Origin of the sequence: Microvirga sp. 3-52 (assembly GCF_018383585.1) — a bacterium.
Lineage (GTDB): Bacteria > Pseudomonadota > Alphaproteobacteria > Rhizobiales > Beijerinckiaceae > Microvirga.
The window spans coordinates 1-18833 of the sequence record NZ_JAHAMK010000042.1 but is presented as its reverse complement, the minus strand read 5'-3'; the positions used below and the strand labels follow the sequence as shown (position 1 = coordinate 18833).

20 protein-coding genes and 1 tRNA gene are annotated in these 18833 nt (G+C 62.8%); 10 read left to right on the top strand and 11 right to left on the bottom strand.

Features of this window, described 5'->3' with window-relative positions; all coding sequences use genetic code 11:
* Positions 1-27: 27 nt before the first annotated feature.
* From KHP60_RS22240 to KHP60_RS22215, 6 genes are all read left to right on the top strand, one after another.
* Positions 28-609, top strand: coding sequence for a winged helix-turn-helix domain-containing protein (locus tag KHP60_RS22240; RefSeq protein WP_213566473.1), 582 nt, complete (start codon positions 28-30; stop codon positions 607-609).
* Complete coding sequence (locus KHP60_RS22235) at positions 495-1061, top strand: transposase (RefSeq protein WP_249689031.1); 567 nt, start codon at positions 495-497, stop codon at positions 1059-1061. The genes KHP60_RS22240 and KHP60_RS22235 overlap by 115 nt, the downstream gene beginning before the upstream one ends.
* 223 nt (positions 1062-1284) lie before the next feature.
* The gene (locus KHP60_RS22230; RefSeq protein WP_213566471.1) at positions 1285-1950 is read left to right on the top strand and encodes a MarR family winged helix-turn-helix transcriptional regulator; all 666 of its coding nucleotides are present in this window, start codon (positions 1285-1287) and stop codon (positions 1948-1950) included.
* Positions 1951-1970: 20 nt separating this feature from the next.
* Positions 1971-2687, top strand: a complete 717-nt coding sequence (locus tag KHP60_RS22225; RefSeq protein WP_213566470.1) for a hypothetical protein — start codon at positions 1971-1973, stop codon at positions 2685-2687.
* Positions 2688-2907: 220 nt separating this feature from the next.
* Positions 2908-3618: a glutamine amidotransferase gene (locus KHP60_RS22220; protein ID WP_213566469.1), complete on the top strand. Its 711-nt coding sequence runs from the start codon at positions 2908-2910 to the stop codon at positions 3616-3618.
* Between the two features lie 23 nt (positions 3619-3641).
* Complete coding sequence (locus KHP60_RS22215; protein WP_249689025.1) at positions 3642-4307, top strand: MOSC domain-containing protein; 666 nt, start codon at positions 3642-3644, stop codon at positions 4305-4307.
* Between the two features lie 272 nt (positions 4308-4579).
* Here KHP60_RS22215 and KHP60_RS22210 read toward each other — a convergent pair whose 3' ends face one another.
* Entirely contained in the window at positions 4580-4753 is a 174-nt protein-coding gene (locus tag KHP60_RS22210; protein WP_213566467.1) for a hypothetical protein, read from the bottom strand.
* A gap of 325 nt (positions 4754-5078) precedes the next feature.
* On the bottom strand, positions 5079-5558 hold the full coding sequence (locus KHP60_RS22205) for a fasciclin domain-containing protein (RefSeq protein WP_213566466.1): 480 nt from the start codon (positions 5556-5558) through the stop codon (positions 5079-5081).
* Between the two features lie 215 nt (positions 5559-5773).
* Here KHP60_RS22205 and KHP60_RS22200 point away from each other — a divergent pair, with 215 nt between their 5' ends.
* From KHP60_RS22200 to KHP60_RS22190, 3 genes are read left to right on the top strand one after another with little or no spacing between them, the layout of a single operon-like run.
* On the top strand, positions 5774-6967 hold the full coding sequence (locus KHP60_RS22200) for a PAS domain-containing sensor histidine kinase (RefSeq protein ID WP_213566465.1): 1194 nt from the start codon (positions 5774-5776) through the stop codon (positions 6965-6967).
* A gap of 47 nt (positions 6968-7014) precedes the next feature.
* Complete coding sequence (locus KHP60_RS22195; RefSeq protein ID WP_213566464.1) at positions 7015-7662, top strand: response regulator transcription factor; 648 nt, start codon at positions 7015-7017, stop codon at positions 7660-7662.
* A gap of 29 nt (positions 7663-7691) precedes the next feature.
* Positions 7692-8453 (top strand): SDR family NAD(P)-dependent oxidoreductase, encoded by a 762-nt coding sequence (locus tag KHP60_RS22190; protein WP_213566463.1) that lies wholly within the window; start codon positions 7692-7694, stop codon positions 8451-8453.
* Between the two features lie 324 nt (positions 8454-8777).
* Here KHP60_RS22190 and KHP60_RS22185 read toward each other — a convergent pair.
* The 7 genes from KHP60_RS22185 to coaD form a co-directional block, all read right to left on the bottom strand.
* Positions 8778-8853, bottom strand: a tRNA-Lys gene (locus tag KHP60_RS22185).
* A 146-nt stretch (positions 8854-8999) separates the two neighbouring features.
* Positions 9000-10181 carry a tRNA guanosine(34) transglycosylase Tgt gene (gene tgt / locus KHP60_RS22180; RefSeq protein ID WP_213566462.1) on the bottom strand — a complete coding sequence of 394 codons (1182 nt, stop codon included), beginning with the start codon at positions 10179-10181 and terminating at the stop codon, positions 9000-9002.
* A gap of 124 nt (positions 10182-10305) precedes the next feature.
* Positions 10306-11382, bottom strand: a complete 1077-nt coding sequence (queA, locus tag KHP60_RS22175) for a tRNA preQ1(34) S-adenosylmethionine ribosyltransferase-isomerase QueA (protein ID WP_213566461.1) — start codon at positions 11380-11382, stop codon at positions 10306-10308.
* A 196-nt stretch (positions 11383-11578) separates the two neighbouring features.
* Entirely contained in the window at positions 11579-12046 is a 468-nt protein-coding gene (locus KHP60_RS22170; protein WP_181052337.1) for a peptidylprolyl isomerase, read from the bottom strand.
* A gap of 49 nt (positions 12047-12095) precedes the next feature.
* Positions 12096-12566, bottom strand: coding sequence for a hypothetical protein (locus tag KHP60_RS22165; protein ID WP_213566460.1), 471 nt, complete (start codon positions 12564-12566; stop codon positions 12096-12098).
* A gap of 35 nt (positions 12567-12601) precedes the next feature.
* Positions 12602-13150, bottom strand: coding sequence for a peptidylprolyl isomerase (locus KHP60_RS22160; RefSeq protein ID WP_213566459.1), 549 nt, complete (start codon positions 13148-13150; stop codon positions 12602-12604).
* 34 nt (positions 13151-13184) lie between these two features.
* Positions 13185-13685: a pantetheine-phosphate adenylyltransferase gene (gene coaD, locus KHP60_RS22155; protein WP_213566458.1), complete on the bottom strand. Its 501-nt coding sequence runs from the start codon at positions 13683-13685 to the stop codon at positions 13185-13187.
* A 346-nt stretch (positions 13686-14031) separates the two neighbouring features.
* Between coaD and KHP60_RS22150 the strand changes: the two genes are divergently transcribed.
* Complete coding sequence (locus KHP60_RS22150; RefSeq protein ID WP_213566457.1) at positions 14032-14628, top strand: hypothetical protein; 597 nt, start codon at positions 14032-14034, stop codon at positions 14626-14628.
* A gap of 166 nt (positions 14629-14794) precedes the next feature.
* Here KHP60_RS22150 and gyrA read toward each other — a convergent pair whose 3' ends face one another.
* Positions 14795-17488 (bottom strand): DNA gyrase subunit A, encoded by a 2694-nt coding sequence (gene gyrA / locus KHP60_RS22145; protein WP_249689028.1) that lies wholly within the window; start codon positions 17486-17488, stop codon positions 14795-14797.
* Positions 17489-18244: 756 nt separating this feature from the next.
* A complete protein-coding gene (locus KHP60_RS22140) occupies positions 18245-18649 on the bottom strand; it encodes a hypothetical protein (protein ID WP_213566455.1) in 405 nt (134 codons plus the stop codon).
* Between the last annotated feature and the right edge of the window lie 184 nt (positions 18650-18833).

Sequence of the window (18833 nt, the reverse complement as noted above, 5' to 3'; positions counted from 1 at the left end):
GTGTCCGTCATCGTGAGGAGGTGCGCGATGGAAGGCAACGTTTGGCGGCCGACGCATCTGACGTCGGAGCAGATGGAGGAGCGTCGCCTGGCGGCCGCGACGCTGTTGCGCCAGGGGCAGCTCTCTCAAGCAGACATTGCCCGGCATGTGGGGGGCAGTCGCGCCAGTGTCTGCCGCTGGGCCGCCACCTTGGCCCAAGAGGGCCCGCGCGGTCTGGAAGCGCGACCCATCCCGGGACCATCGCCCCGCCTTGATGAGAAGGCTTGGGTTCGTCTGGGCCGGCTGTTGGATCGGGGTGCGGTGGCGGCAGGCTTTGCCACTGAACGGTGGACGCTCGAGCGCATCGCGGCCCTGATCGCGCGCGAGTTCGGGGTCCACTACCACCCGCGCTACCTGGAGCGTCCGCTCAAGGCGCATGGCTTCAGCGTGCAGCGCCCGGCCACACGGGCGAAGGAGCGCGATGAGCTGGTGATCGCGGTCTGGTCCAAGCGGGACTGGGTGGCGCTCAAAAAAAGGCGCGCCGGGAGCAGCGCACCCTTGTCCTCTGGGACGAGACCGGCCACAGCTTCCGGATCCGGCCGGGCACGACCTGGGCACGGCGCGGGCTGACCCCGGTGCTGCGGCGGGTGAGCAAGCGACGCGAGGTGTCGAGCATCGTGGCGATCACGCCGGACGGGCGGCTGTATGCCCGTCATTTCCGCACGAGCATCTCGAGCCGCTGTGTCATCCAAGCGCTGCGCTTCTTCCGCCGTAAGATCGGCACGCCGCTGCTGGTGGTCTGGGATCGGCTCAATGCGCACCGCTCACGGGTGACAACGGACTTCATCGCTTCGCATGCGCAGGATTATACGGTGGCCAATCTGCCGGCGTATGCCCCGGAGTTGAATCCGGAAGAACAATGCAATGCCCTCGTCAAGCGCGCCATGGCAAACGCACTGCCCGGCTCAGTCGACGACCTGCATCGGCTCGCCCGGCGCGAGTTCGGCCGCCTCAAACGTCACCCCGAGATGATCGTCCGCTTCTTCCGCCATGCCGGTCTCTCCGTTACCGGCATCCCGTGAAGATCATTAGAATAGGCCCTGAGCCCCTTCAGTGATGGCAGGCAGTGTCTCCGGGGCTGCGTGGGCGGACGAGTAAGAAGGTGTAAATTCGCGTTAAAACTCAGCGCTTTCGGTGCGCAGCCGTCTTACCTCAGCACGTAAAAGCATGGATGCTCCATCACCAAGATGAGCAACTGCATAGATCCAACTTGCGTATTAATAGGACTCCTATATATCTATCGCCATGGAAACACCCCTCATCGCCACGCCTCTGCACAATCGGCTGCGCGAAGGACTCGCCCGGATGGGCGTGGCTTTACGGTCTGACGATTGGTTACGGGCAAGAGATGCTGGGCTCAATCCAACCCAAATGACGATCCTTGAGGCGCTTGAAGGCCGGGAGAACGGACTGAGCGTTACGGAGATCGCCCTCAATCTCGGGGTCTCCCAGCCATCGGCCACAGACTCGATCAATGCTCTGGAACGCAAAGGCTACGTCGTTAAGCAGCCCGTCCCGGGCGACAGGCGCGCTGTCACCGTCTGCATCACGGATGCCGGCAGGCAGTCGTTCTTGACCGGCGACGCAGTTGAAGGCGCAGCCGATCAAGCCATCCGAGCTCTCTCCGAAGCTGAGCAGGCGGATCTCCTGATCTCGCTCATCAAGATGATCCGCCACATGCAGGAGGCCGGTGTTATCCCGGTTCAGCGCATGTGCGCGAGCTGCCGCTACTTCCGACCCTTTGTGCATGCCGACAAGACTCGGCCGCACCAATGTGATTTCGTGAATGCGTCATTCGGCCAGCGCGACCTGCGAATCGAATGCCGCGAGCACGAAACCGCTCCCCCTCTTTCCCGGGCTGCCACCTGGGAGGCGTTCCAAGGGGGCCTTTCAACCCTCCACGCGACTTAGAAGGAAAAGGACGACCTACCATGATCAGCCATCTTGCAGCCGGTGTGCTTGCCGCCGGAACAATCCCACTTTGTCTCACCACTGCCGCGGCTCACCCGATCAAGGCTGAACCATCCCAAGCCGTGCGGGCGTCGTTCGATATCATCGAGACTACCATCGTCGCGAAGGGTGACACGGCCGTGTTCACCACCCGAGTTCGTGCCGATGCAGGCAAGGACAAGCCGAAGGCCACTGGCAAGTTCGAGAGTTCGGAGGTTTATGCCTATGTATGGCCGACCTCCCTCAACAGCGGCGATATCGGATTCGACCGGGATCGCGGCATCATCGCCTTGGCGGTAACGTTCCATCCGGAATTCGACGACGGCGCCTTTGGCAAGAAGAACCGCGACGTCTGGCACCCCCATTGGGTCGTGCTGGCGGAGGACAAGGCCTGCGGCGGCGGGCTCAAGGTCGTCGACATTCCGCAAGGTTCGAAGCCTAAGGTTCCGGCAACCTGGCCCAACGTTCCCCTCCTGATCGACAGCCCCGAATACCCAACGACCTTCAAGGGTGACGCGGTCGATGTCGCAATCCCTCTCGCGGTGCTCGGCGGGATCACCGGGGCGTCCTTCGACGGCGTGACGGCAGGCCTGAAGGTCAATGGGAACCTTCATGCGCCGCTCCTGTGCGTCGACAACGTGTTCAAGGTCGCATCCGGGAACCTGAGCCTGCCCGGCAAGGTAATGCCTGCCCGATGAGCGAAGTTGCCGGTCCGTCGACTGCCATCGGCGGACCGGCTGATTTCTCCCTCCACGCGAGCAGAGAAGAGAGAACCATGACGAGGATTACCCTTATCGACCCGGTCAACGCAACAACTCCCACGACGCACGTGCTTGTGTCGCGGGACATCGATTTCTCAAGAGATTTCTGTGAAGCTCCTATAACGCAGCGGTCATGGAGTTCAGGTGAGGCAACCCGATGGTGAGGGCCGCACTTGTGCTTCGGCATGTCCATTTCGAGGATCTCGGCACCTTTGGACCTGCGCTGGAAGGGGCAGGGTATGCGATCCGCTATATGACGGTCGGCGATTCCGGCTTTCCCGGCGAAGACCCCATCGAGCCCGACCTTCTCGTTGTTCTCGGCGGCCCGATTGGTGTTTATGAGGACCCGATCTACCCGTTCCTGAAGGCCGAGCGGGAATTCATCGCCAGGCGCCTCGAAACCAAACGCCCTACCCTTGGAGTCTGCCTCGGCGCCCAGTTGATTGCTGCGTCCCTCGGTGCCTCGGTGTTCCTGGCAGGAGTCAAGGAGATCGGCTTCGCGCCGGTCGATCTGACGGATGCGGGGCGGGCGAGCGCTTTGCGGCATCTCGAAGGTGTGTCGGTGCTGCATTGGCATGGTGACACGTATACGCTGCCGCAGGGTGCAACGAATCTTGCCTCCACATCGCTCGTGCAGCAGCAGGCCTTCTCGATCGGCGAGACAATCCTGGGAATCCAGTTTCATCCCGAAGCCGAAACCGGGCTCGGATTTGAACGCTGGCTTGTGGGACATGCGGCAGAACTTGCCGCAGCCGGTATCGATGTCCCGGGATTACGCCAGGACGGCCAGAGATACGGCAAGAAGCTTGAATTAGCCGCTGGCGCGCTGCTCGAGGAATGGTTGGCAGGTCTCCAAGGCGCACGATGATGCCGAACTTTTCGATTCCTCTGATGGCGCTGCTGATTGGCGGCGTGAGGCCTCTCGGGAAACGGGCAGCGCCGAGTGGGATTGCCAAGGCTCCGGCTACGGCGCCCGTGCTCCTGCGCCGCATTGGGTTTCAGGGTGATGAGCAAGGGGACGCAGTGCGTCACGGCGGGCCGGAGAAGGCCGTGCATCATTATCCTTTCGATCATTATGCCCTATGGAAATCCGAAATCGGCCCTCATGCTCTTCTCGATCAACCCGGAGCCTTCGGGGAGAATGTCTCGACCGCAGGACTGACCGAAGCCGACGTCGCAATAGGCGACATCTTCCGCTTAGGCCATGCCCTGGTACAGGTTAGCCAAGGCCGGCAACCGTGCTGGAAGCTGAATGAGCGCTTCGCCGACATCCGAATGTCCAGACGCGTGCAGGTCACAGGCCGAACAGGCTGGTACTACCGCGTGCTGGAAGAAGGGATCGTGTCCCCAGGTGACGGCCTGAAGCTGGTGGAGCGCACAAACGAGTGTTGGACGATCAATCGGGTGTGGCATCACTTCTACGTCGACACCATGAATGCAGACGCCCTTCGCCAAATTTCAGAACTGCCAGCCCTTGCTCAGGGATGGCGGGATCATGCCGAAAAACGTTTCGCTACCGGGATCGTAGAGGATTGGAGCAGGCGACTCGACGGCTGAATTTCGGAGCCAGCCCCTTTACGATATCCAAACCAGCCAAGGGTCTGCATTGGGTCAAACATTCCTATTCCGACCGCCCAGTGAACATTGGCTCTCAGGTACAGCGCACAAAGCTCTTACGCCTCAGGAGTGCCAGGAGAGGACATTCTGAGGTTCCGTCTCACGCTTTGGACCTTCTAAGCGTCACGGTTGAATAGAATCTCATGGAAGGCACCTCATGGACCTGAGTAAAACTAAGCGGTGATGTGCCAGCCCAAGCACAGCGAAGATTGCTAATCCTGTTCGCCCCCGGCCGAGAGCTGCTCGATCTTAACTTCGACGAGGTCGGCGAGGGCGCTGTCGGGTGCTAGAGCACGCAAGTCTTGCGCCAGCTCTCGGAGCTCATCGAGCGTAGCTTCCGACATCAAGGTGTTTGCAGCTTTAGTCGTCATTTCCATGAAGTCCATGCTCTCCCCTTTGATTCAGTCTCATGGGGCGGATAAGACGGATGGAGTCCGGTAAGGATGAGTTCATTCTGTATCCTGACCGTAGCCTTTTGTTTGAATATGTCGCCGGAACGACGAGGTCCACAGCATCGCAGCATGAGCTCGAACCTGCATGCGAAACCCGACTTCGTCCGCCAGGACGATGACTCGCCATTCATTCGATCGGCCTCCCGGCTGCGCCAAAGTCGGACACCTCCTTTTGAGGAGGCATCAGGTGGTGACCACATCACCAATATCTGAAATGTTCGGGATGGCGGCGCACCGCCATCCACAAGCTTTGCCGATCCTAGGATTTCGGCATGATCACACTGTCGATCACATGGATGACACCGTTCGATGCGTTGACGTCAGCCTGTGTGACAACCGCGTCGCCCACCTTGACGGTGTTGCCGCTCGCATCGATCCGCACGGCGCTGCCCTCAACTGTCTTGGCGTTCGTCGTCTTACCCTTGAGATCACCGGACATGACGTTCCCAGCCACGACGTGATAGGTCAGCACCTTCTGGAGCTGCGCCTTGTTCTCCGGCTTCAGGAGATTCTCGACCGTTCCGGCTGGGAGCTTCTTGAAGGCATCGTCCGTGGGTGCAAACACCGTGTAGGGGCCCTTGCCCTTGAGGGTTTCAACAAGTCCGGCAGCCTGAAGGGCGGCCGTCAGCGTCTTGAAACTGCCGTTGCTGACAGCGGTTTCAACAAGGTCCGCGGCTGCGGCCGGACTTGCCGCGACGAGCATGGCGGCTACGGCGTAAACACTATACTTCGCGTTCATTGTTCTATCCTCTGATTGCTGCGCTCTGTCTGCTCACTGGCGTCAGCCTCGATGGATATGGCCGGGGTCCGACCTGTCTTGCATCGGGAGTTTCCTGAGGGGAGCCGGATAATCACCGTAGGAAGCGCATTTCTCCCGTGCTGCCATGGGAAGTCCACGTAAATCCGCCCTATGTCTTCATGCAGCAGCGACCCGCAATCGAGATTGAGGCCATAATGGACTATCTCACCCCTGATGATGCCTCATCCGTAGATCATCCAAGACCCCGCAGGCGCCATCGCGCGGCCACACGGGCGCCGCAGGCTCACAGCCTGCCTACGCTGATCGCGCCCGACGTGCAGGCGGAGGCCTTGCTGCGCTCCACCCTGGATGCCCTGTCGGCCCATGTCGCAGTGCTCGACGAAGCCGGGACGATCATCGCGGTCAACCAGGCTTGGCGCGCCTTTGCCCACGCCTCCGGCTATGCCGACGAGAACCACGGCGTCGGGATGAATTACCTGGCTGTCTGCGAGGCCGCCGCCGCCGTGTCACAGGATGCGGCGCGAACCGCGGAGGCTTTGCGGGACATCATGGCAGGCGGCCGTTCCGAGTTCCGGATGGAGTATCCTTGCCGAAGCCCACGGGGGCCGCGCTGGTTCCAACTTCGGGTGACCCGGCCAGACCAGGCGCAGACGCGCCGGATCGTCATCGCGCATGAAGACATCACCGAGGTCAAGCGTACGCAGGAGGAATTGGCCTGGTTGAGTGGCCGCCTCATGCACTTGCAGGACGAGGAGCGGCGCGCCATTGCACGGGAACTCCACGACACCACGGCCCAGAACCTCCTGGCCATCACGTTGAACACGACGCGCCTGCACGAGGGGCTGCGCGATGTGGGGGAGCCCGCCCGCCGCACACTGATGGAGACCCTCGAGCTGGCCGAGCAGAGCCTTCAGGAAGTCCGCACCCTGTCCTATCTGCTCCACCCTCCGCTCCTCGACGATATCGGGCTCACGGCCGCCTTGAGCTGGCTCGCCCGCGGATTCTCCCACCGCAGCGGCATTCAGGTCGACACCAGCATCGAGAACAGCGGTGAGCCCTTGCCTCGTCCCACGGCAACTGCCCTCTACCGGGTCGCCCAGGAGGCGCTGTCGAACGTTCACCGTCACTCGGGCAGCAAGCGGGCACGGCTTGCTCTGTACCGAACCGCCGATATGGTTCAGCTCGACGTTGTGGATGGTGGCACAGGGCTCAGGAGCCTCGTGAAGGCCGGCAGCGAGGAGGCCCGACAGATCGGTGTCGGCATCTCAGGCATGCGGTTGCGGCTCGAGCAACTCGGCGGCCGGCTTGAAATCCGGTCAGGCCCTGCGGGGACCCACGTGAGCGCCAGGGTGCCGATCACGCAGGTCGGGTCAGACCAACCGCTTTGAGCAGCCAATGTCCCAAGAGGCAGTCCATCGGCCGGTTAGGACCCATCATGCTTCGCATTCTTCTCGCCGATGATCACGATATCGTCCGGCGCGGCCTCAAGGATCTTTTGGAACAACAGGCGGGCTGGCAGGTCTGCGCCGAAGCTGCGAACGGCAGGGACGCCGTGGAATTCGCCCTCCAGCACCGGCCCCACGTGGCTGTCATCGATCTGTCCATGCCCGAGCTCAATGGCCTTGAAGCGACGCGCCGGATCCGACAGAGCCTGCCGGATACCGAGGTCCTGATCTTCACAATGCACGAGAGCGAGGAGCTGATCAGGGAGGTGCTGGGTGCTGGCGCCCGAGGCTACCTGCTCAAGTCCGATGCAGTGCGTCAGCTTATCCCGGCGGTGGAAAGCCTCTCGCAGAGAAAGCCCTACTTCGCCGGGCGTGTGTCGGAAGTTGTCCTGGACGGCTTTCTCAAAGGGGGACAGGTGGTGATGGAAGGTCCAACGGCCGAGCGCCTGACGTCGCGCGAACGCGAGGTTGTGCAACTCCTCGCCGAGGGCAAAAGCAACAAGCAGATCGCGCGCGTCCTGGACCTCAGCATCAAGACGGTGGAGACGCATCGCGCCGCCGCTATGCGGAAGCTGGAGCTCAACTCCCTGCCTGACCTGGTCCGCTACGCCATCAGGACGCAGATCATCCAAGCCTGAACTCACGGTGCAAAGGACAGGTGATTGCGATGCCTCCATCTTCCTCGACCTCACTCCTCTTGAGCAGCCTCGAGCGGCCGGCCCGGGCCCTTGTCATTGGTGCATCTGGGGGCATCGGATCCGCGGTCATAGACCTTCTTTCGTCCGGAGGGTTTGAAACCGTTCATGCGCTTTCGCGCTCGGGATCCCATCGAAGCTTGGTTGGCGTACGCGTGGGACGGATCGACCTTGAGAACGAGGCGAGCGTTGCCGCCGCGGCTGCGCAGCTTGTTGAGGGCGCTCCTCTGCGCTTCATCCTGGTGGCGACAGGATTGCTCCACGATAGTGCCCTCCAGCCCGAGAAGACCTATCGCACTCTTGATCCGGAACATCTCGCCCGGAGCTTCCGGATCAATGCGATTGGCCCAGCCCTTGTCGCCAAGCATGTGCTTCCCCTCGTGCCGAAAGCGGGCAAAAGCGTCTTTGCTGTTCTCTCTGCACGAGTGGGCAGCATCGAGGACAACCGCCTCGGGGGCTGGTACGGCTACCGAGCATCGAAGGCGGCCCTTAACCAGTTTATGCGGACCATTGCGATCGAGCTCAGTCGCCAGAAACCCGAAGCCGTATGTGTCGCCCTTCACCCTGGAACGGTCGATACATCGCTGAGTCACCCCTTTCAGTCTGGCACCAAGATCAACAAGGTGTTCTCACCGGCGTATTCTGCCGAGCGGCTGCTGGCTGTCACGGATGCCGTCACGGCGGCGCACACTGGACAATTCTTTGCCTGGGATGGCCAGACAATACCCTTTTAACAGAGGCCATGAGGTCCTTCTTGCACAACCTCAAAGGTCGCCTTCGGTTCAACTTAGGAAGTCTAGGCACGCCCGCTGAAGGTCTGCTCACTGCGGGAGAACAGACCCTCCGGCCTAGTCACAGGATATTCTGTGACAGCACCGCGCCTGCGCTGGGGGGCAGAGGAAGGAGCAGGTGTCAAACGACTGAGTTCGTCGTTTGCGCTCTTGGGCTTGGCTTAGGTCTGATCCGAGCCAGCCTCCGCGTTCAAACGTGTGGCTAGCTATTGGCTACCTGGAAGAAAACAGCTCAAAGGGCAGAGGCCGGTAACCCTTTGAAAGTATTGGTGAGCGCGCTGGGACTCGAACCCAGGACCCTCTGATTAAAAGTCAGATGCTCTACCGGCTGAGCTACGCGCTCCCAGAGGTGAGCCCGAGATAGGGGCTCTCGGGCCTCGGGTCAATCGAAAAGCCCCGCCTCGACAGGTAAATCCTCAGCTTCGGAACCGTAAGGGCCACGCTTCCCGGAGATCTTCCGGGCAGGAACATCCTGAGGGGCCAAGGTGATCACCCCTCTGCCACCATGGCGATGTTGTCGGCGTGCTGGCCGATTTCCGCCTTGCTGTCCCGCTCACCTTTGACCCAACCCTCCTTGACCTCGCCGATATAGTCGTCGAGACGACCCTCGGTGATCGCCTTGCGCAGGCCAGCCATGAGTTCCTGGTAATAGGCCAGGTTGTTCCAGGTCAGGAGCATCATGCCCAAGATCTCGTTCGAGCGGACGAGGTGATGCAGATAGGCGCGTGAATAGGTGTTCGAGGCCGTGCACTTCGATTCCGGGTCGAGCGGGCTCACGTCCTCGGCGAAGCGGGCATTGCGCAGGTTCATGCGGCCGTGGCGGGTGAACACCTGGCCATGGCGGCCGGCCCGGGTGGGCATGACGCAGTCGAACATGTCGACGCCCCGACGCACCGCCTCGACGATGTCGTCAGGGGTGCCCACGCCCATGAGATAGCGGGGCTTTTCCTTCGGCATGTGCGGCTCGACCGTCTCGATCATGCGCAGCATCACGTCCTGGGGCTCGCCGACGGCGAGCCCGCCGATGGCATACCCTTTCAGGTCCAGGGCTGCGAGTTCCTTCGCGCTCTCGATGCGCAGCCGCTCCACCGCTCCGCCCTGAACGATGCCGAACATGGCCTTGCCGGGCTGTTCGCCGAAAGCCACCCGGCAGCGCTCGGCCCAGCGCAGCGACAGGCGCATGGCCTTCTCGGCCACCTCATCGGGACACGGCAGTTTCACGCATTCGTCGAGCTGCATCTGGATATCTGAGCCCAGCAACCCCTGGATCTCGATGGAGCGCTCCGGCGTCAGCACATGGGTCGAGCCGTCGATGTGGGACTGAAAGGTGACCCCGGTCTCGTCGATCTTGCGCAGGGCCGACAGCGACATGACCTGGAAGCCGCCGGAATCGGTGAGGATCGGATACGGCCAGTTCATGAAATGATGCAGCCCGCCGAGCTTGGCCACGCGCTCGGCACCGGGGCGGAGCATGAGGTGATAGGTGTTGCCGAGCACCACGTCGGCGCCCAGCGCCTTCACCTGGTCCGGGTACATGGCCTTCACGGTCGCGGCCGTGCCGACCGGCATGAAGGCGGGCGTGCGGATGACGCCGCGGGGCATCCGGATCTCGCCGGTTCGCGCCGCTCCGTCTGTCTTGTTGACGGTAAAGGTGAAGCTCTCGGTCGTCATTCATACCTCGTCTTGTCATCCCCGTCCGGAGCGAAGTGGAGGGGAACGGGATCCAGGGATCCGCAGCACATGTGAATGGATCCCCTACCCGTGCATTCCGCGCGCCGGGGATGAACATGCCATATCAACGCCGAAACAATAGGCTCGCATCGCCATAGGAGTAGAAGCGATAGCCCGCTTCGACCGCATGGGCATAGGCGGTCCTCATGCAATCCAGACCTGCAAAGGCCGAAACCAGCATGAAGAGGGTCGAGCGCGGCAGGTGGAAATTGGTCATCAGCACGTCCACGGCCTTGAAGCGGTAGCCGGGGGTGATGAAGATCGCCGTGTCGCCGGAGAACGGTGCGATGGTCCCGTCGTCCTGAGCCGCGCTCTCAAGGAGACGAAGGGACGTGGTGCCGACCGCCACGATCCGCCCTCCCCTGGCCCTCGCCTCATTGAGCGCCTGCGCGGTCTCCGTGGAGACGGAGCCCCATTCCGCATGCATCCGGTGCTCATTCGTGTCGTCGGCCTTCACCGGCAGGAACGTGCCCGCTCCTACATGAAGCGTCACGAACTGGCGGGTGATGCCACGCTCGTCGAGACGGCGGAAAAGGTCCTCCGTGAAATGCAGACCGGCGGTCGGGGCCGCGACGGCCCCCTCGTCCTTGGCATAGACGGTCTGGTAGTCGTTCAGGTCCTTGTCGTCCGTGGGGCGCTTGCCGGCGATGTACGGCGGCAGCGGCAGCTCGCCGAGCCGGGCGATAGCCTCGTCCAGGAACGCGCCAGAGAAGGAGAAGCGGAGCGCCACATCGCCGCCCTCACCCTTCTCTACGACCTCGGCATCGAGGCGCACGAGCTCGCAGACCGTGCTCTCGGAATCGTCCCCGAAGCGGATGCGGTCGCCGATAGTGAGCTTCTTGGCCGGACGGGCGAAGGCACGCCACCGATCGGCGCCTTCGCGCTTGTGCAGCATGATCTCGACACGCGCCGCGGTCTCCTCACGGACGCGCAGGCCGTAGAGCCGAGATGGAATGACCTTGGTGTCGTTGAGCACCAGCACATCGCCGGGCTGAAGCAGACCCGGCAGGTCGCGGACGACACGGTCTTCTAAGACGGCATCTGGCCGAACCACGAGCATGCGCGCGGCATCGCGCGGCTCCACGGGGCGGAGCGCGATGCTGGTTTCGGGGAGATCGAAATCGAAGAGGTCGACGCGCATGGATACTCTGTCTCAACCTCACTCTGAGGAGCAGCCGCCAGTCTGCATCTCGAAAGAGGATGCGGTGTTCTCTGGAAGCGCCATTATTCTTCGAGACGACCTGACGGCCTCCTCAGAATGAGGGCTTAGGCAGTTCATCTGAAAACGTGGATGCCCGGGGTGCCCCGGGCATGACGGATTCAAAGGATGAATAGGCTTAAGCCGCGTCCGCCGCGACCTTCATGGAGACGATGCGGTCGGGATCGCGCACGGGCTCGCCGCGCTTGATCTTGTCCACATTCTCCATGCCCTCGGTGACCTTGCCCCAGACGGTGTATTGCTTGTCGAGGAAGCGGGCGTCGTCGAAGACGATGAAGAATTGTGAATTGGCGGAATGCGGCTGGTTGGTGCGGGCCATGGAGCAGACTCCGCGCACATGCGGCTCGGCGTTGAACTCGGCCTTCAGGTCCGGCAGGTCGGAGCCGCCCGTGCCGGTGCCGGTCGGATCGCCCGTCTGGGCCATGAAGCCCTCGATCACCCTATGGAACGGCACGTTGTCATAAAATCCCTGGCGGGAGAGCGTCTTGATGCGCTCCACGTGGCCGGGAGCCAGATCGGGGCGCAGTTCGATGACCACACGGCCCTTGGTGGTTTCCATGATGATGGTGTTTTCCGGATCTGCCATCGGGATCTCCTGTGCTGGCTGTATCGGCTGAAAAGGGTCGCCTGCCCGCTCACATAGGCCGGGCATCGACGAAACGGAAGGAGAAGATGCGCCCGGCGATGGCCCGCCCCAAACTTTCCGTAAAAGGAAGAGGTGTGCAGCGTTCGAACGCCTCGCGCACCGCCCTTGTGAAGGGCTCGCGCTGCTCAGCCTGCGTGCCGGCCTTGTAGAAGGTGATGCGGGGCTGGCCCAGCACCTCGCCGTTGCGCTTGAAACTCAGGCGCAAGGTGATCTCCTGCCCGGAATACCCGCTGCCGGCGGGCGGGCGCCAGCAGGCTTGGACCGCCTGAAAAATCTGGCCGATGCGGTCGATCCGCTCGACCTTGGGCGCATCGGAACGTGGCCGGATCGTGCCTCGCAAGCCCTCGGGCAAAGGCGGCGCCGGCTGACGGGGTTCCTCCCACTCATCCGGATCGAGAGAGGGGGAAAGCACCTGGGCGGCGAGTGGAGAAACCATTGCGGACAGCAGGAGCGCGGCCATTGCCGACCGCGCCCCGGATGTTGGCTGAAGCGGCATTACTTCGCGTCGGCGGCGAGCTGCATCTTCACGATCTTGTCCGGGTTCGACACCATGCCATTGGCGGCGGCATCACCCTTCTTGATCTTGTCGACGACATCCATGCCGGAGACGACCTCACCAAAGAGCGTGTATTGGCCCGTCAGCGGTCCGCAGCCTTCATAGCAGATGAAGAACTGGCTGTTGGCGGAATCCGGGCTCTGGGAGCGGGCCATGCCGACGGAGCCGCGCTTGTACTGGGTCTTGGTGAACTCGGCCGGGATGTTGGGCAGGCTCGACTTGCCCGTGCCGGTGCCGGTCGGATCGCCCGTCTGGGCCATGAAGCCGTCGATCACCCGGTGGAAGACGACGCCGTTGTAGAATCCCTGCTTGGTCAGAGCCTTGATCTGTTCCACGTGCTTGGGCGCCAGATCCGGCCGCAGGCGGATGGTGATGCGCCCGTCCTTGGTGTCGAGGAGGATTGTGTTCTGCGGGTCGGCGGCCTGCTGGGCCGCGGCCGGAACGAGGCCTGCGAGCACGAGTGCTCCGGCTGCGAGCAAACGCTTCATGGTGAGAGGTCTCCTTATCGAGGATGATGAAACTTTATGGCCGCTTGAATCTGGCCTTCAGGCGCTCGGCGACAAGACCCGGCACGAAGGCCGAGACATCGCCGCCCATTCCGGCGATCTGGCGCACAAGCGTGGCCGTGATGGGGCGGACCGGAGGCGAAGCCGGGAAGAAGACGGTCTGAACGTCCGGCTCCATGGTGGCGTTCATGGATGCCATCTGGATCTCGTAGTCGAAATCCGAACCGTCTCTCAGACCACGCACGATGAGGGTCGCGCCGTGGCGACGGGCGGCCTCAACGGCGAGGTCGTTGAAGGTCACGACCTCCAGGTCGACGTTCCTGGCCCTGAGCACCGGCCCGCAGACCTCGCGCAGCATTTCCGCCCGCTCCTCGGCCGAGAAGATCGGGGCCTTCGAGGAATGAACCCCGATGGCGATCACGATCCTGTCGGCCACGCTGCAGGCTTGGCGCAGGACGTCCAGATGGCCGTTGGTGACGGGGTCGAAGCTGCCGGTATAGAGGGCGGTGCGGGTCATGAGGCCATGGCGTAGCTTGATATGGGCTGTCGGGCAAGCCGTGCGCTGGCACACGGCAAGCGGGACAGGGTCATGAGAGATATATCTCACCTTAGGTCAGGAGAGAGCTATGATCTTCCGTCTTTTCATCGTCGCCATCACCGCCGTCGCGGTCTTGAGCCCGGCCGCGCTGGCGAGCCTGACCTGATACCCTCATCGCTGTGGAGAGAGGATGGCTCTCCGTTCATATCTTGATATAACATGTCTTAACCTTTGCCTCTATGGCAATTCCGTCACGTGCAGCAGAGAGAGGATGCTCCTCCACGCTGGCGAGCTGACTTGAAGATTCCAAACCTGCAGGGCTGACATGCTACGTTTGGGAATTGCCGTCGTCTCGATGCTCGTGACTGCCGCTCACGCATTCGCTGACGAACTCGTATGCCAAGGTCCCTTCGCGAAGGATACCGACCACAAGCGCCTCGTCGCGGCCTTCGGCCACGCGAATGTCGTCCGAGAGACGGTCTATGAGGCGGAAGGTTTGGAAGTCAGGGCGAGCATCGTCTTTCCGAAAGATCCCGCCCGGCGCCTGGTGGTGCGCTGGTCCGATGAGAAAGCGCTGAGGCATCCCGCGCGTATCGATCTGGAGGGATCGGGCTGGACCGGGCCGGAGGGACTTCGGATCGGCTCACCGATCAAGACTGTCGAGAAGGCGAACGGCAGGCCCTTCGTTCTCTACGGCTTCGAATGGGATTACGGCGGGAGCATCGAGAGCTGGAAGGGCGGAGCCTTGGGCAACCGTCCCGGCGGCTGCAGCTTCAGCCCCATCTTCGAGGGCGATGACACCGCCCCCGAGGAGGCCTTGAGCGCCGTAGCGGGCGATTCTCAATTCGCCTCGGATTCGTCTGCCATGAAGGCCGCCAGGCCGAGGATCCGGAGCCTTCACCTGAACTATGCGAAGCAATAGCTTCCGCGTCATGGCCCGGCCTGTCCCGATGCTTTGAAGCGCCGCACTTTTCCGATCGGGATCACCGGCACGAGGCCGGTGATGACGAGGCGGCACTGACGGCATCCAATAAAAAACCCGCCGACCTGAGCCGGCGGGTTTTGCATTCTTGAACGCTTGGAAGATCTTACTCGTCCGACGACTCGCCGCCTTCGGTCGCGGCGGCATCGTCAACGCCCTCGACTTCCTCGTCGTCCTCGCCCTCGATGTGCTCCACCGAGACGACCTTCTCCTTGTCGCGGGTGGAGAAGACCGTGACGCCCTGCGAGTTGCGGCCGACGACGCGGATGCCTTCCACCGGCACGCGGATCAGCTGGCCGCCATCGGTGACGAGCATGATCTGGTCCGAGTTCTCGACCGGGAACGAAGCCACCAGCTTGCCGTTGCGGCTGTTGACCGCCATGGCCGTGATGCCTTTCCCGCCGCGTCCGGTAATGCGGTACTCGTAGGACACGGTGCGCTTGCCGTAGCCCTTCTCGGAGAGCGTCAGGATGCATTGCTCCTGCGCGCTCATTTCCGCGTAGCGCTCCTGCGAGAGGGAGAAGTTCGCACCTTCCATCTCCTCCGCATCCTCCGATGCGTCGGCATCCGACCCCATCTGCTCGCCGGTGACGGCGCGGCGCATCTTGAGATAGGCCGCCCGCTCCTCGCCCGTGGCTTCCACGTGGCGCAGGATCGCCATGGAGATGATGTCGTCGCCTTGACCCAAGTTGATGCCGCGCACGCCCATGGAATCGCGGCCCTTGAACACGCGCACGTCCGTGACCGGGAAGCGGATGCACTGGCCCTTGGCCGTGGTCAGCAGCACGTCGTCGTTCTCCGAGCAGATCTGCACGTCGACGATGTGATCGCCCTCATCCAGCTTCATGGCGATCTTGCCGCCGCGATTGACCTGGACGAAATCCGACAGCTTGTTGCGGCGAACCGTGCCGCGGGAGGTGGCGAACATCACGTCGAGCTTGTCCCAGGACGCCTCGTCCTCGGGCAGCGGCATGATGGTGGTGATGCGCTCGCCCTGGTTGATGGGCAGCATGTTCACCAGGGCCTTGCCCTTGGCGTTGGGAGCCGCCAGCGGCAGGCGCCACACCTTCTCCTTGTAGGCCTGGCCTTCGGAGGAGAAGAAGATGACGGGCGTGTGGGTGTTGGCCACGAACAGACGGGTGACGAAATCCTCATCCCTCGTTGTCATGGCGGAGCGGCCCTTGCCGCCGCGGCGCTGCGCCCGGTAGGTCGAGAGCGGCACGCGCTTGATGTAGCCGGCATGGGACACGGTGACGACCATGTCCTCGCGGGCGATCAGGTCCTCATCGTCGAGATCGGAATCCCAATCCACGATCTGCGTCTTGCGCGGCGTGGCGAAGGTGTTGCGGATTTCGGTCAGCTCGTCCCGGATGATGGACATGATGCGGACACGGGAGCGCAGGATCTCGAGGTAATCGGAGATCTCGGCCGCGAGCTTCGACAGCTCGTCGCCGATCTCGTCCCGGCCCAGAGCCGTGAGGCGCTGCAGGCGCAGGTCGAGGATGGCGCGAGCCTGGGCCTCGGAGAGACGATAGGTGCCGTCCTCGTTGATCTTGTGGCGCGGGTCGTCCACGAGCGCGATGAGCGGCGCGATGTCATGTGCCGGCCAGTCGCGGCCCATGAGGGCTTCGCGTGCCGTGTTCGGATCGGGCGCCGTGCGGATGAGGCGGATGACCTCGTCGATATTGGCGACCGCGATGGCGAGGCCGCACAGCACGTGGGCGCGCTCACGGGCCTTGTTGAGCAGGTACTTGGTCCGACGGGAGACGACTTCCTCGCGGAAATCGACGAAGGCCTTGATCAGGTCCTTCAGCGTCATGAGCTCCGGACGTCCGCCGTTGAGCGCCACCATGTTGGCGCCGAAGCTCGTCTGGAGCGGCGTATAGCGGTAGAGCTGGTTGAGCACCACGTCGGCCATGGCGTCGCGCTTGATCTCGACCACGATGCGCATGCCGTCGCGGTCGGATTCGTCGCGCAGGTCGGCAATGCCTTCGATCTTCTTCTCGCGCACCAGCTCGGCGATCTTCTCGATCAGCGAGGCCTTGTTCACCTGATACGGGATTTCGGTGAAGATGATCGCTTCGCGGTCCTTGCGGACCTCCTCGATCTCGGACTTGGCCCGCATGATCACGGAGCCGCGGCCTGTCGTATAGGCCGAGCGGGCGCCGGCGCGCCCGAGGATCAGGGCGCCGGTCGGAAAGTCCGGGCCTGGGATGATCTCGATCAGCTCCTCGGCCGAAACGTCGGGATTTTCCATGAAGGCCAAGCAGCCGTCGATGACCTCGCCCAGGTTGTGGGGAGGCATGTTGGTGGCCATGCCGACCGCGATGCCGCCAGCCCCGTTGACGAGCAGGTTCGGATAGCGCGCCGGCAGGACCGCCGGCTCGTCCTTGGACTCGTCGTAGTTTGGGGTGAAGTCGACCGTGTCCTTGTCGATGTCGTCGAGGAGCGGCATCGCCGCCTTGGCGAGGCGGGACTCGGTGTAGCGCATGGCCGCCGGCGGATCGCCGTCCACGGAGCCGAAATTCCCCTGCCCGTCCACGAGCATGACGCGCATGGCGAAGTCCTGGGCCATGCGGACCAGGGCATCATAGATCGATTGGTCGCCGTGCGGGTGGTATTGACCCATCACGTCGCCGACGATGCGGGCGGACTTTACGTATTTCTTGTCGGGCGTATAGCCGTTCTCGTGCATCGAATAGAGGATGCGCCGGTGCACGGGCTTGAGGCCGTCCCGCGCATCGGGCAGAGCGCGGCTCACGATCACGCTCATGGCGTAATCGAGATAGGAGCGCTTCATCTCGTCGACGATGGAAATCAGCTTGATGTCGCTGCCCGGCTGGTCCCCCGCGGGGCCGCCGGAGCGGATATCGTTCGGATCGGTCAAGGTTGGTCTTTCTTAAAACGGTCTGCCCTTTCGCGAGAGGCGGCTTATGGTGCCGCTTCGTCAAGCCATCCGGCAGGCCCGCGAATCCAATAGAAATCAGCCTCTTAGATGGGGGAGAACGCCGCAATTTTCAAGCATTTTGAGGGGTTTTCCAGAGGCAAGGCGAGAGGCGAAATCCGTTTACGTTTCAGCAACTTATTGTCGGGCCAAGTCCGGCCGCGGGCAGGCTTGCGGCTGTGGCACTTTCGCAGAGGCGCCCGGGAAGGTGAGACATGGGATCAGCCGCCTCGTCTAATCCACTGATGTTCTTTGCTTTTACTGCTTTCTCGGGTGCCATTCCCGGGACGTCCATTTTCCCCCACTCCGTCACCCAGGTGGGAGCGTCAGCGGAGATCCGGGATCGGGCGCAGGTTTATGGCGCTCGATCCTCGACATCGTCATTCCCGCGCAGGCCGGAATGAGGGCAGCATGTCTGACAGCGTGGATTGCCGGAGCGTGTACGGGAACGGCCGCGACATTCTCCGCCGTCATCACCGGGCTTGTCCCGGTGATCCCGATCCTGTGGAGCGCCGCGCTCGTCCGATGGGATGGCCGGGTCAGGCCCGGCCGCCGCGGTGACGCCCGCTCGCCATGACCGGGAGCGCTTTGGCCCTGACGGGCGTGAACGCGCTATGCTCTCAGCAGAATCGCCGTCGTGTCGTCGCTCGCCTTGAACCGGGGATAGAGCCTGCCGTCCGGGTCCTGCTCGGTCTCGATCTTCCGCGCCAGCTTCACCAGCGGCTCGAGGCCGGATATGAGAGCGGCTTCCATGACAGCCCTGGCATCCATCGCCCCGTAGAGATCGACCAAGGCGGAGAAACCGTCCGAGGCCAGGAGGATTGCCGTATCATTCTCACAGGGAGCCGTCTCGTGCCGCAGGCGGTCGGCGGCGTCCGGATTGAAGCTCAAGATCGCGGCCGGGATGCCGCTCCTGCGCTGGCGCTCGCGGCGCTCGCCGAGCCACGCGAGGAAGATCGGCTCGTCGAGGATGGCCGTGGGCCTGGACCCTGCCTGCCGCATCAGTTCGGCCGCCATCGAGGATTCGGCGTCGCGCAGGCCAGGGGCGTCGCCTAAAGCGCTTTTGATCTGGACTTGAATCCATTCGGGTGGGCTGTGCGTTGACAGGCATATGGCCCGGGAGGCAAGCCATGCCCCAGCCCTATTCCGCTGATCTGCGTGCGCGTGTTCTGGTCGCCGGTGCGCGCGGCGACCTTCCTCA